The sequence below is a fragment of the Methylotenera sp. genome (assembly GCF_029945535.1).
Taxonomy (GTDB): Bacteria; Pseudomonadota; Gammaproteobacteria; order Burkholderiales; family Methylophilaceae; genus Methylotenera.
In genome coordinates, this window is the sequence record NZ_JAQSCU010000003.1 from 21121 (window position 1) to 35239 (window position 14119).

Below are 14119 nucleotides of genomic sequence, written 5' to 3' on the forward strand. Positions count from 1 at the left end.
CGTCCCGAACGTTATTGAAAGCACTTCAAGATCATGGTATCAATCCAACAAATCTATAAGTCTCGATGGCGGTATCGTATATAGATATATCATTGCGTCCACGGGATACTAGCTGAGCACCCTGTACCGCAGCGAATATTGCCAAGGCCTGTTGGTTTATTAGTGCTTTAGTCGTTGTAGCGTTTTTACCCAACGTCAATAACAACACCTGACGAATCCAGTCCACATTCATTTCCGTAAACCTAATAACCTCTGTCCTGACTTCTACTGGCAATTCCTGATGCTCCGCAGACATGATTCCCCCAAGGCACATCCGGTTCTCATTTAGTAAAGTATCTCGAAATACATTGGTATAGCGTTGAAGGCATTCTACCGGAGTTAAATCTTCTTCTAGGACGCCATCGAGATAATCCTTGAAGTCGGACGTGTACTGGGCAGCAAGTGCCCCTCCCAAATCCCCTTTTGTTGGGAAATAATAATGGATGCTTGAGCTTTTGACGCCCACATCCTTAGCCAACTCTTTAAAACTTAAACCACTGTAACCCTTGGCTTGCACGGTCGTGCGGCCATGTGCCATGATCTTTTGCTTCACATTTTGCTCGGTCATATTGCCCTCTTTCACCTCTCTACCTACAAATAGATAGACACATTTATAAAATCTAGTATATCATGGACTTTCTTGTCTACCTACTGGTAGGTAGACAAACTAACTAAACATGATTGGAAGAACTAAAATGACTACAGAAAACAGCAATCTAGGCAATCCGATTCACTATATGGATGCCACCACCCTGGCTCGTCTAATTAAGACTAAAGAGATTACCTCACGCGAAGTTGTACAAGCGCATCTGGATCGCATCGCTGCAGTGAATCCTAAGGTCAATGCCATTGTTACATTACTGGGCGAGCAAGCATTGGATGCTGCAGATGAAGCCCAAAAAGCAGTGATGAGCGGTGCAAAGCTTGGGCCACTTCATGGAGTACCATTCACAGCAAAGGACGCCCTAGACACCGTCGGCGTCCCGACTAAACGGGGCTCCAAGCTGTTTGAGAATTATGTACCGGAAAAAGATGCGACATCGGTAGCTAGGTTTAAGGCGGCCGGAGGCATCCTGCTAGCAAAAACCAATTTACCTGAATTCTCAGCCTGGACAGAGACAGATAATCTGGTGACAGGGCGTACCAATAATCCCTGGAACCTTGACAGGACACCCGGCGGATCATCTGGCGGTGAATCAGCTGCCATTGCTGCAGGCATGTCACCCATCGGCATTGGCAGTGATGTAGCCATCTCCGTACGCGGTCCTGCGGCATTCACAGGTATTGCTGCTCTGAAAGCAACCCATGGACGTGTTCCTTACACAGGTCATTATCCTGCTAATATTCAACGTTGGTGGCATGTTGGCGCAATGGCTAGAACAATTGGGGATGTGGCTCTTGGTTACTCCATCATCAAAGGAACCGATGGCGTCGATGGGTATGCTGTGCATGCCAGGGAAGCCAGCCCGGGATTAACGAGGATTTCAGGACAACCACTTCGCGTGGGCTGGGCAACAGAATTGGCATTTGGACCAGTCGATCCAGAAATCACCGTGGCCGTAAAGAATGCCGCCGCGCAACTGGCTAATCTAGGTTGTATTGTTGAGGAAGTTACCCTTCCTTTCCTGAATGACCCATTATCCGCTCTAGCGACAATGATTTATGCTGAGTTGGTACCCTCCATAAAGGCACTTGCCGCAGGTCGCGAATCAGAATTACATTTTATTGGCAAAGGTATCGTGGATATGGCAGACCCTTCTTTTTCGGATTACCTAGCGGCAGAAGCCAATGGTGAAGCTCTTAAATCAGCATTTGCAAAATATTTCGAAAAATATGATGTGCTACTTTGCCCAGTGAATCCAATGACTGCTACGCCTCATGGAGCACAAGAACTGATCGTAAATGGCCAAAAAGTTTCTTGGATGCATGTTATGAGTTCAACATCTGCTTTTAACTTAACTGGGTTACCGGCCCTGTCAGTTCCGTTTGCAATAAGTTCTGAAAATCTGCCAATTGGTATACAGCTGGTTTCCAAATGGCTTGATGAAGACACAATCCTCCGTATAGGTTCATTGTTAGAACGTAAAGGGGGCTTGGGCGATTTAAGGCCACCTTTGTAAGATTTGGAGACTCTTATACAGTTGTGTAAGAGTCTATTTGGACTTCACCCGTTTCAATAGATATATCATAATGTCCAAGTTCACATTTGAGCGAATAGAGCATAACAAACTGCCCTAAACTAAGAAATTGAAAAGCGAATTGCCTATATTTGACGATTGGCTTGAAGTCCCTGTCGAACTTCCCTGTGTATTTTGCTGTGAATATAGCTTAACCAATGCATTAGCTTGGGTGGTCAGTGCTTTCTCAAGACTGGTTTTTTTCGTATTAAGTGTCGTAATGTCTTGGTTTACAGTCGCTACTTTCTTGCTAAGCTCACTAACTGGACTTAACATTCCTTGAATTTGACTGACCAGATGATCAGCAATACCTGAACCACTATTGGTGAATAGCTTTGCTACACTGGCAGGATCCGAACTAATAGCCTCTTGTAACTTACTAGCATCGATTGTCAAGCTACCATTTTTCTCTGAAGTAACTCCTATCTTTGTCAGTGCCTGTGCAGTTGTGCTATTTGAGCCAAGGGCACTGGAAGCTAAAATACCTTTGAGCTGACTTTGCGTGCGCAAAGCCGATCCGTCAGCTTTCAGTTCACCTTGCTGCAAACTGCTCAGTTTTGTATTCAATGTATTGTAAGCATTGACTAGATCCGTCACGTTTTTAGCAACTTGCGTAGAACCTTGAGCAACAACCAGTTCGCTTGTCCCTTTTGAAGTGAGGTTCAAAGTTGTACCGGGTAAAGCTTTAGTTAGTGTATTGCTTGGGCTGCTTATCGCCGTGCCATTGATAGTTAATGTGGCATCTTGCGATGCTGCTGTTTGGTTTAAGTTTTTAACGCCTGCAGGATTGTATGTTAATAAATTCTGCAATGCTGAATCACCGCTGACATTGATACGCATACTACTGGAGGCGCCTGTAGGTGAATTTAATTCAAGGGCATAACCAGTGCCACTAGAGATCACTTTGGCAGACACGCCGATATTGGCTTCATTAATGGCGGAAGCGATGCCTTGCAAGGTATTACTGCCGCTTGGAATAACAACTGTTTTTGCGGGAGTTATAGCTGCATTTTTTGTAAAAGTATTGCCTGAGGTAGTGCCAAACTCGAAGACAATCTTGCTTGATACCGCAGAGCCAATTGCCAAATCTGGGCTTGCGATTTTATTGGACTGCAACACATGTCCTTGTGCGAGTTGATTCACTTGGATTGCATAAGTACCTGTAACAGAGCTATTTGAGGTGGCTGCGGATAACACATTTGCTGCAGAAGATGATGCCGATAGATTGAGGCCATTACCAGAAAGTGATTGTGCAACCCCCTGAAATGATGCCAATGCACTTTGTAGTTGCCCTAGTCCAGAAAGCACTGTTTTATCGGCGGTCAATGCTGCATTTAACTTTGGGGCTATTGTATTTTGCGATTGCATAATTTTACTAACTTTTGCATATACATCGACAGAAGCATTGCCAGTGGTGTTGGTACTAAATTTAGTAAAATATGCCGACAGATTGATAGTGCTCATATTGTGACTCCTTGTTTAGAACATGTCATCTCAAACATGTATTTAGGAGCGAATTGGAAATAAGCACGATCCATAAGACATGATTAGAACACTATTTTTTGAGGGGTCATTTTCTAATATGACGACATAAGTTCCACCAATTCCTCATATTGCTTTTTAGAGCCCGTAGATTAGCCACGCCACTGCAAGTAGGCAAAATAATGTGTGATGTGTCTTTTTATGACACATCCTTAACGTTTATTTGTTTAATCCTGCCCACTCGGCTGGAGGTATGCCAATTTCACGTGCAAAAGCTCGCGTAAAGGCCGCCTGAGAGCTGTATCCAGTCGAAGATGCAATCACCTTTAATTGAATACCCTCTAAGAGCATATCTTTTGCAACCTTGATTCTCCAAGCAGTTAAATATCCAATTGGTGATATGCCTACCGTTTTTAAGAAATAAGTTGCAAATTTAGTTCTGGACATATAGACAATATCTGCAAGTTGCTCAAGCTTCCAATTCTCCTCTGGATGTTCATGGATGGCTCGTAATGCCGCACCTAAATGAGTGTCTAGCATGGCATACAGCACACCTTTAGTGATTTGTTGTTTGCTCACTGCCATTCTAACCAATAAGACTAGAATGTATTCAAACAGGGTGTTGAGTGCTTTAAATCTGCCAATTTCATCACCATTAAACTCCTCGATTAGAGCGGAAATCGCAGGCATCCCTTTTTTAATTTCACTAAATGGGAAAATGATGGTTTCGGTAATGCCAAGTGGAAATGTCTGCCCCATATGTACACCAAAATCAAAGGATGCGCAGATGATGTTGCTACCCGATAGACTTCTTGATCTTAATTTATATTGGCAGGTCGTCGGACAGAGTAACAAACTAGGCTCATGGACCGGAATAGTAGTGCATCCTGGCCTGATAAGATCTATACCTCCCTGATCCAATATGTGAATAAAAGCAGTGCCAGGTGGCTTATCCAATTCGAGTGTGCCGATGACCTTCCCTCCAAAAAATAATCTTCCACTTAAATGGATTTGGTCAAAGAATTCGGATAAAACATCCATTTAGGTATCCCCAGTTAAAAATTCCGTACGTTGAGTAAAAGGTCTTTGTAACTAAAAAAATATAATCTGTTCACTCATCTAGTTAGCCATTTGCACCTGGTGAGTACATTTTAATAATTAGGAGCTTGTAAATGAGTAGTCATCAGGAAATTAAACATGTAAATCCATTATACGCAGATCCGAAAAATCCAGTCTTGCCCAAACCTGGCATGGAGTTAGATTTATCTAGAACAGCCTTAGTAGTTATAGATCCGCAAATCGACTTTCTAAGTCCAGCGGGTGTTACATGGCCCTTTTTTGGGGAAAGTATTACCGAGAATAATACAGTTGAAAATATTGGTAATCTCTTTGCAGGCGCAAAGAAAGCTGGCATCACGGTAGCTGTTTCTCCTCATTACTATTATCCAACTGACCATGATTGGGACTTTGGTGGTGCGTTGGAAAAGTTAATGCATAGTATTGGAATGTTTGATCGCAAAGGACCATTAACACTTGAAGGTTTTGAAAACTCAGGTGCTGATTTCTTACCCGAATATAAGCAGTACATATTGGATGGTAAAACTATTATTGCATCTCCCCATAAGATTTATGGCCCTGAAACTAACGATTTAGCATTACAGCTTAGAAAGAAAGGTGTATCTCAAATTATTCTTGCTGGGATGGCGGCAAATCTATGCGTGGAATCTCATTTGCGAGAACTATTAGAACAAGGATTTGAAGTTGCTGTAGTTAGAGATGCAACAGCAGGTCCACGGGCACCTGAGGGAGATGGTTATTTAGCCGCTATAATCAATTATCGTTTTATTGCAAATGCGTTATGGACAACTCAAGAGACTTTGGCTAAATTAGGTTGAGTATAGTAGTTTCAATTATAGAAAATCTTGATGGATTAATGACATAAGACTTTGCCCAACTAACGTAATCGTCTTATGTCATTATTATTTAATAGCATCTAGCTTTAGATGTTAAATAAATTTACTAATTCATTAGCTATATCGGTAATACTATCCCCTGATTTGAACACCGCAGCGACACCATGACTATGTAGCGTTTTAATATGCTCTTCTGGGATTACGCCTCCTATAACGATATGAAATTTCTTTTGATATTTTTTGAGGACTGATGTTAATACTGGCAATAACTCTAGGTGAGTTCCGACTAAACTTGAAACACCAATAACATCAACATTACGTTGAACTGCTTCGCTTACAGTTTGTTCTATAGACTGAAACATAGGTAGTTGGTGGACTTCGAACCCCACATCAGTTAACGCAGCAGCGATTACATTTGCGCCTCTATCGTGTCCATCCTGCCCCAATTTTGCAATAAGTATTGCAGGCTTTCTTTTGAGTTTGATTGCTAAATCGTTTACTCTGATACAGCAACTTTCCCAGCCTTCGTTACTCTTCATGCAATCTTTATATATGCCGGAAACATAAGACGGTGCTTTAGAATGTCTTTGCCACACCTTTTCTAATGCCTCAATACATTCGCCAATCGTTGCACGCGCTTTAATTGCATGAATAGTTGCGTCGAGCAAGTTCCCGCTTGAGGTTTTAGCAATATTAGTTAAGCTGTTTAGTGCCCTTTTAACGGCAAGTTGGTCGCGATTTGATTTTAATTGAATCAGGTTGTCAATTTGTTGACTACGTATTCTCGAGCTATCTATATTTAAATACTCGGTGGATTGATGGCTCGCAACGCTGTTATGCTGATTTAACCCAACTATTACATGCTTACCATTATCTACATTTGCTTGGGTCGTGGCAGCAGTGGTTTGAATATGTCTGTTTATCCAACCTGACTCCAAAGCTTTAACAACACCGCCTTCTTCATCGATTTCAGTAATAATAGATTTAACTTTTTCTACAACATTTGCGGTTAATGATTCCATCATGTAAGAACCAGCCCAAGGGTCGATTACATCGCATATGCCAGTTTCATGTTGAATAATTAGTTGGGTATTGCGGGCTATCCTAGACGAACCCTCTGAAGGCAATGAAATGGCTTCATCGTAAGAGTTAGTATGCAAAGACTGTGTACCACCAAAAATAGCAGCTAGAGATTGTAGCGTCGTTCTCGCAATATTGTTCATGGGCTCTTGAGCAGTCAATGACCAACCAGAAGTTTGGCAATGCATACGTAAAGCTTTGGCTTTAGCTGATGTGCCTCCAACACTCTCAACTATTTCACACCATAAAACTCTTGCAGCTCTGAGTTTTGCTACTTCTAGATAAAAATCGGAACCAACTCCAAAAAAGAAACTTAGTTTTTCACAAAACTGATCTACATTTAGTCCGCGCTGTACGGCGTGTTTTACATATTCACGGCCATTTGCAAGAGTTAGTGCAAGCTCTAGTATTGGATCTGCACCTGCCTCTTGAAAGTGATAGCCAGAAATCGACATTGCATTGAAGCGCGGCATATTTTTCGCTACATACTCCACCACATCTGCCGCGACTCTCATTGATGGCTGAGGTGCGAATATATAGGTATTTCTTACCATAAACTCTTTGAGAATATCATTTTGAATAGTGCCAGAAAGCCTTTCAGCTGAAACTCCCGACTCTTCCGCAGCCACTATAAATGCTGCTAAAATTGGTAACACAGCACCACTCATTGTCATTGAGACGGAGATTTTATCAAGTGGAATGTTAGCCAAAAGTCGCTTCATATCCTCAACACTATCAATTGCAACTCCCGACATACCAACATCTGCACCTGCTAATGTATGGTCAGAATCGTAACCCCGATGGGTTGGCAAATCAAACGCGATGGATAGCCCCTGACTGCCTTCTGCCAATGCTTGTTGAAACAAGCGGTTGGTGTCGTTTGCATCCGCAAAACCTGCATATTGTCTAATCGTCCAAGGCTTTTCTGTATACATGGATTTATAGGGACCACGTAGAAAAGGGACCTCGCCAGGCTGGCTATTTAAATGAGGTAAATCGCTAGTATCCTCAGCCGTGTATAGCGATTTAATTTCGATTTTGCTTGAAAGTGATTTAGATTGATTAATCTCAAGGTACACAGAGTGGTCGTTTGCGGATGCGACTAAGTTGTTTTGATTTTTCATTTGGTTTAAATTCTTTGTTTTCTGGTGAATACATCTGCTATTTTTAAACCATTTCCGTATATTTCGCACCAGTGTGTAATAAATTTGGCATTATTATTTATTGCACATAGTCTTATCTTTAACTTGTCGCCGACGTTTATATTTCCATAGAAAAACATATGTCGGTCTGAAATTGATGGTAAATCCTTAGCGTTAAACCACGCCCATTCGGCCCTATCAATAAATGCTTGGAAACTAGCAAAGTACAAGAAATTAGCGCCATTAAAATCATTGTTCGGGCATGGTGAGAATTCAATTTCTTTGAGTGTGCTTTTTGAGCTACGTAGAACTCCTAAATACTTATCCCATACCTCAGTACGAATTATCTTTACTTGCTGCATTAATTCGCTTGCTTCTGATTCTGGTTCGCTAATATTGGGGTTTATGAAATTAGCACGGCTTACGGTTTGATTATTGCCAGCCTCACGTCTGAAAACAAAGGTTGATAGCATTTCAATGTGGGATACATCACTGCCAGATATGAGTTGATGCGAGCTGTAATATCTGGCCTGACCTGCTTTAGATACTTGGCTAGAAATACTAAATCTTTGATTTTCTACAACCTCATGAAGCTTTGCTGATGTGATTCGAACTGCTGTAAAAGCAGCGTAAGACTTGTTGCCATTCAAATCACAGAAGTCTGGCTGGCGCTTTCCACTCAAGCTTGCCAGCCCCATCCAATGCCTGTGCCCACACTCTTTTAGCAACCAGTTCTCGGATAGGCCCTGATAAGCAAGCTGAGGCATTCCAGCGAAATAAACCCCAGTCTGACTATCAACAGACAAATTTTTTACGTTCATCAAGGTTGCGTTATACATTAGACGGCAACCATTGTTTTTGGAGTTGCGGATTGCATTTGACGTGCTTTAATGTGTTCAGCTAGATAATGCGCATCTCGGCTAATCCCTGAAAATCTCCCCGAACCCCATGTATGTAACCATGGAAGACCAATAAAATACAGTCCTGAATGCGGAGTGACTCCACGCGTATGCTCAGGATTTCCTCTACCATTGAACACTGGGGCATCCACCCAGCTAAAATCTGGCTTAAAGCCTATGCACCAAATTATAGTTGTAATACCTTCAGCAACAACATCTAGGTTTGTACGCTCTGCTGATGGCTTCCAAACGGCCTCATAGGCACTGCTTGGCGGTGCATCTATATTATTTTCCAATATAAACTTATCGATACCCGCGTTGATTCGGTTATACACATGGTCCGCCTCGTCTAACTTTTCAACTAAGTCAGGTGCGAATTTAAGTACTCCAGCCTCTAAGCCATCCAAACGGCCGTATAACTCCATACCTTCATTAGCAAACTTTCTAAGGTCTATGTCACGACCTCCATCTCGACCAGTTAAGTAATGATTTGAATTATCTCGCACACCTTCACGGAGTGGATGTTCATTCACAGGCATGTCGTAGTAATTCATATCGCACAGCCAGTCAACGACATCTTTACCACGATAGAAACGTGCGCAACGAGGTGAGTCACCAACAGCTAAAAAGACTTTTCTACCAGTCAAATGCAAGTCTTCAGCTATTTGCGCACCAGACTGGCCTGAACCAACAACCAACACATTACCTTCTGGCAATGCTTGTGGATTTTTATATTGCTCAGAATGAATTTGTTTAATTCCATTGGGTAAACGCTCAGCAAGTCTAGGAATGATAGGGGTATGGTAACCACCAGATGCAACTACGACTTGATCTGCGGTGTAAGATCCAGTTGAAGTAACCACATCGAATCCATTATTAACGCCACTATATTTTTTTGGTTTAATCGACTTAACCTCAACACCTTCAAGTACTGGCGCATTAACCATCTTTATAAAACCATCTAAATATTCAATGATTTCATCTTTAACCATGAATCCATTCGGGTCATCCCCTTGGTATGGATAACCAGGCAGGTCGCATTGCCAGTTTGGCGTTACTAAACAGAAAGTGTCCCATCGCTGGGTACGCCAAGTGTGCGTAACTGTGTTTTTTTCTACAACTAAATGGTCAATATTATTTTGCTGTAAATAATAGCTCATTGATAAACCTGCTTGCCCACCACCAACGATAATCACACTGAAGTGTTGGGGTTTTGATTGATGTGCTGCATTGATTTGGGTAATTTCTGACATATTAAATTCCTTATAATCTTAAGTATTGATGTCTATAGATATATTTCAACTAAACTTGATGACTTGAACTTTGGCATCAGTCATATCTTTAAATTTAATCGAATCGTGTTCGAGAATCTCCAACTGATCCTGAGCGGAAGAGCAGGCATAGCCATAAACGGCCCGTACACGTTCAGATGCAGCATTTAAACCATCTCTAGCTAGATTCATAAACTCCTCTAAGGGGTAGGTTTTGCCTTCCGAGAGGTACTCTTTAATAGTAGAAGATGGGGAGTAACATTTCGCTTCGGTTTGGTCTGGCCAAACAATATGAAAATTAACAACTGGCATAATTGGATCCTTAATATTCTTAATTTAAAAATGACTTCGCAACTGTTTTTGTTTTTAACTTTAACTCAGGCGGCAAAATGAATGCTGAGTCGAGAAAGTTCCAAAGCACTGCGTCATCTTCACCGTCGCTGGTAAGTGTTACGTTATTAGTGTTGTTTACATCGCCTATGCTTACGCATGTGAGGTTTCGTTCGTGAAATTTTTCACAAACTTTAGCTTCATTTTCTGGCCTGACGGAGAGTAAAAAACCGTAACTAGGAAATGCAGATAGCCAACGAAGAATAGGTACACTTGGTGGTGTAGGCAGACTGTTCATATTGATGACTGCACCTACTTTTGAGCATTCAAGCAACATGAGTGCAGTTCCTAATACACCTGCCATGCTAATGTCCTTGGCTGCATCACATAGCCCAGACTCAGCCAACTGCGGCAATATTTCCAAGTCCGCTCTCAGTCGCTCAGGCGCGGCCCTAGCAGAGGCATTCCAATACGGATAGATGCCTTCAAACTTTCCACGCATATCAACAGCCATTAGCAGTCTATCGCCAGGTTTTGCATTGAAACTGGAAAGTAATTTATTTGCTCGACCTAATATCGATACAGCTAACTGCCCTTGATTTGCACGTGTATTGGTATGCCCACCTACAATTGGAACACCATATATTTTCGAGGCAGTCGCCATGCCTTTTAATACTTGTTCGGCATTAACTGTGCCATCACTCCATAAAGCATTGACCACTGCGGTTGGTCGACCGCCCATTGCATAAATGTCGCTGATATTGACCATGACGCCGCTATAACCAGCAAACCAAGGCATTTCACGAACAAACTCACTGACTAAGCCTTCAATGGCTAGCAATAGATAACCGTCTCCATCTTTGATGGCAGCAGTATCATCCCCAACAGCGATTGCCTGCGACATATCATCCATACCACCTGGTAGCGTGTTGCCTAAGGTTGCGAGTACTCCAGCTATATCTGTTTTATGCTGAAAATAGCGGCTAGTTCTCAGGGCTCTAACTATATCTACGAGTGCCATAACTAGTGCTTAGACTGAATAACAAAACCACTTTGCGGCGTAAGGCAAGGCGGATATTTATCAAGGTTTGCCTGCATTAAATGATGAGAGCGGCCGAGTATGGTTTCCTCTTTTAAAATACTCCAATGCAAACGTCTAAAAAGCGGTACATTTTGACTTTGTACGTGCGCTAAAAACGTATGGCAACCTATTGCATTAGCGCTAGTAACCGCAAGCTTAATTAATGTTGCTCCTAGCTTTCCTTGATTCCTAAAATCTTCATGTACTGCTAATCTTGAGCCATACCAAAGACCAGGCGCATCTTCATGTATTCTCACTGTACCAACCACCTGATCTGGCATGCCTGCAATGCAGGCTAAAGCAATAATCAATTGCGCTCTATCATCTGTAGCATCCCTGTCATCTTCAGCAAAAATTCCCTGCTCTTCACAAAACACATCACGCCGCAATTGATACGCTTCAGACTCCTCCCAAGGCAAAGTGGCCCACTTAACTAAATACTCGACTGGAGTGTAAGTAGCGAAAGGAACTTCTTGCTTAAAGGTTAAATATTCGCTTAATGAAGATGCAAAACCATTATCTAAAATGGCAGTACATAAGTTTGATTCCATCAGCATTTTCATGACTCCTAAACGGTAACTTCGTAGGAAGAGAGCGTTGAACACGCTCCGCATTTGCCACAACCAGCTTTAATATCAACTGATCGCATGTCGTTTTTAATGAGCATTTCACCGAGTGGCTTAAGTATCGATGCCATAAACTCTTTGCTTGGTGCAGGGTGGTCTTCTAAAGGTGTGCCGCTAATTGGCACAAAGGGCACAACAAATGGATAAACTCCAATTTCTATGAGCTTGCTAGACATGTTAAGAATATCTTCAGCACTATCACCCAGACCAGCTAAGATATAGGTGTTTACTTGAGCACGACCAAACACTTTAACAGCGTGCTGGAATGACTCCATGTAATACTCAAGGGATACGCTGGCCTTGCCTGGCATAATCTTTTCGCGCACTGCTGGAGTCACGGCCTCCAAATGCATGCCTAATGAGTCCACTCCAACAGCTTTCATTTTTTCAAACCATTCATGAGAGTCTGGTGGCTCACACTGCACTTGGATTGGTATATCTACGGCTGCTTTAATCGCAGCAACGCTGTCGCATAAAATTTGAGCACCACGATCTTTTGTAGCAGGCGTGCCTGTTGTAAGTATCATGTGTTTGATACCATCGAGCTTAACGGCTGCAAATGCAACTTCTGCTAGCTGTTGTGGTGTTTTGTGAGCAATTGTTCTGCCTGCCGCAAGTGATTGTCCAATTGAACAGAACTGACAAGCTTTTTTGCGATTTTCATAACGTATGCAAGTTTGTAAAACAGTGGTTGCTAGTACATCATCACTATGCAACGTAGCAATATGAGAGTAAGGGATACCGTCTGTGGTTGCTAAAGCATAAAATTTAGGTGTTTTTGGGAAACTGATACTAGTAATCGGTATCGCACCGCGTTTAAGCGTGCTTTTTCCATCAGTTGTTTCAACCAAAAACGGCGAGTTCCAAGCGGTATTGGTATGTACTGGCACCATGATGGTCACGCCATCAATCGTCACGGCTTTATGATCTGACGGTCCAGCGCCTCCGCGACGGCTTTTTACGCCAACATCAGTTTGAATTAATCGTAAACCGACTGACTGTAATTCAGTACGAAGTTGCTGACTATTTGATACTGCATTATTTAGCGCTAGTTGAGCATTACTCGACATCATTCACTCCTTCTTTGGTTGAGAATGGGCTACTTGTAGCTTGAGCATTAAAGGGCGGCATTTGTGCATGCATTTCGTTGGTATAAGTTGCTGGCCTGTCGTTAATCGCTAAGCTAAGCAACTCAGGTCTAGCGTAATGACCTACGGAGTCCATCATTCTCTTACGTTTGGTAATCAGTGCCATGTCCAAGTCGGCAATGACCATGCCCTCACCTTCAGTTAATGGTGGTGCCAAATGAACCCCTTCAGGCGAAATGATTGCAGTATTACAGCCGCCACGTAATGACTTCTGTAATTTTGGGTCGGTGGTGATCGCATTAATTTGATCCTCAGTTAGCCAGCCAGTGGCGTTCACCACAAAACAACCAGACTCCAAGGCGTGGTGACGAATGCTGACATCCATCTGGTCAGCAAAAATTTGACCTACTAAAGAACCTGGAAATTGACTACAGTGGATTTCTTCATGCTGTGTCATTAATGCGTAGCGTGCTAAAGGGTTGTAATGCTCCCAACAAGCAAGTGCTCCAACACGAGCAATTTTAGTTTGAGCAACTTTAAGACCAGACGCATCACCTTGCCCCCAAATCATCCGTTCATGATAGGTCGGTGTGATTTTTCTTCGCTTGAGTATTAGCTCTCCATCAGTATCAAAAATGAGTTGAGTATTGTATAAGCTACCAAAGTCACGTTCATTCACACCCAGTACCACTACCATTTTGTGCATACGCGCGCGCTCAGAAACAGCATAAGTCACGGGGCCAGGCACAACTACAGCTTGCTCATATAGCTTTAAATGATCAGCGCCTTGCGCCATCGGTGGCTGTATGAAAGAAAAGTAAGGATAGTAAGGTACAAAGGTTTCAGGAAACACAATCAGTTGAACACCTTTGCTTGCTGCCTCATCAATTGCATCACAAACTTTTTTGAGAGTGCCATCTGCACGTTCAAAATCAGGTGAAATTTGTACAGCAGCAGCGCGAATTACTCTTTTTTCTGGCATATCAATACC

13 protein-coding genes are annotated in these 14119 nt (G+C 42.4%); 2 read left to right on the forward strand and 11 right to left on the reverse strand.

Translation table 11 applies throughout. The features are described from left to right. Window positions 1-31 precede the first annotated feature (31 nt). On the reverse strand, window positions 32-607 hold the full coding sequence (locus PSU72_RS00535; RefSeq protein ID WP_300429572.1) for a TetR/AcrR family transcriptional regulator: 576 nt from the start codon (window positions 605-607) through the stop codon (window positions 32-34). A gap of 127 nt (window positions 608-734) precedes the next feature. Here PSU72_RS00535 and PSU72_RS00540 point away from each other — a divergent pair, with 127 nt between their 5' ends. After that, on the forward strand, window positions 735-2159 hold the full coding sequence (locus PSU72_RS00540) for an amidase (RefSeq protein WP_300429574.1): 1425 nt from the start codon (window positions 735-737) through the stop codon (window positions 2157-2159). Window positions 2160-2273: 114 nt separating this feature from the next. Here the strand turns inward: PSU72_RS00540 and fliD are convergent, their stop codons facing one another. Both fliD and PSU72_RS00550 read right to left on the reverse strand, forming a co-directional pair. After that, window positions 2274-3680 (reverse strand): flagellar filament capping protein FliD, encoded by a 1407-nt coding sequence (fliD, locus tag PSU72_RS00545; protein ID WP_300429576.1) that lies wholly within the window; start codon window positions 3678-3680, stop codon window positions 2274-2276. Window positions 3681-3917: 237 nt separating this feature from the next. Then, complete coding sequence (locus PSU72_RS00550) at window positions 3918-4739, reverse strand: AraC family transcriptional regulator (protein WP_300429578.1); 822 nt, start codon at window positions 4737-4739, stop codon at window positions 3918-3920. 131 nt (window positions 4740-4870) lie between these two features. On the opposite strand from PSU72_RS00550, the gene PSU72_RS00555 reads away from it, so the two are divergent. Further along, on the forward strand, window positions 4871-5593 hold the full coding sequence (locus tag PSU72_RS00555; RefSeq protein ID WP_300429580.1) for a cysteine hydrolase: 723 nt from the start codon (window positions 4871-4873) through the stop codon (window positions 5591-5593). 104 nt (window positions 5594-5697) lie between these two features. On the opposite strand, the gene scpA is transcribed toward PSU72_RS00555, so the two are convergent. The 8 genes from scpA to PSU72_RS00595 are packed head-to-tail and all read right to left on the reverse strand — an operon-like array spanning window position 5698 to window position 14110. Then, complete coding sequence (gene scpA, locus PSU72_RS00560) at window positions 5698-7815, reverse strand: methylmalonyl-CoA mutase (protein ID WP_300429581.1); 2118 nt, start codon at window positions 7813-7815, stop codon at window positions 5698-5700. 5 nt (window positions 7816-7820) lie between these two features. Further along, complete coding sequence (locus PSU72_RS00565; RefSeq protein WP_300429625.1) at window positions 7821-8654, reverse strand: Pnap_2097 family protein; 834 nt, start codon at window positions 8652-8654, stop codon at window positions 7821-7823. 17 nt (window positions 8655-8671) lie between these two features. Further along, entirely contained in the window at window positions 8672-9985 is a 1314-nt protein-coding gene (locus PSU72_RS00570; RefSeq protein ID WP_300429584.1) for an MSMEG_0569 family flavin-dependent oxidoreductase, read from the reverse strand. A gap of 45 nt (window positions 9986-10030) precedes the next feature. After that, window positions 10031-10315 carry an MSMEG_0570 family nitrogen starvation response protein gene (locus tag PSU72_RS00575; protein WP_300429587.1) on the reverse strand — a complete coding sequence of 95 codons (285 nt, stop codon included), beginning with the start codon at window positions 10313-10315 and terminating at the stop codon, window positions 10031-10033. A 19-nt stretch (window positions 10316-10334) separates the two neighbouring features. Beyond that, the gene (locus tag PSU72_RS00580; protein WP_300429589.1) at window positions 10335-11354 is read right to left on the reverse strand and encodes a sll0787 family AIR synthase-like protein; all 1020 of its coding nucleotides are present in this window, start codon (window positions 11352-11354) and stop codon (window positions 10335-10337) included. A 2-nt stretch (window positions 11355-11356) separates the two neighbouring features. Then, window positions 11357-11977, reverse strand: a complete 621-nt coding sequence (locus PSU72_RS00585) for an MSMEG_0567/Sll0786 family nitrogen starvation N-acetyltransferase (protein WP_300429592.1) — start codon at window positions 11975-11977, stop codon at window positions 11357-11359. A gap of 5 nt (window positions 11978-11982) precedes the next feature. Further along, a complete protein-coding gene (locus PSU72_RS00590; RefSeq protein WP_300429594.1) occupies window positions 11983-13113 on the reverse strand; it encodes an MSMEG_0568 family radical SAM protein in 1131 nt (376 codons plus the stop codon). Further along, window positions 13100-14110, reverse strand: coding sequence for a Nit6803 family nitrilase (locus tag PSU72_RS00595; protein ID WP_300429596.1), 1011 nt, complete (start codon window positions 14108-14110; stop codon window positions 13100-13102). The genes PSU72_RS00590 and PSU72_RS00595 overlap by 14 nt, the downstream gene beginning before the upstream one ends. Window positions 14111-14119: the final 9 nt, after the last annotated feature.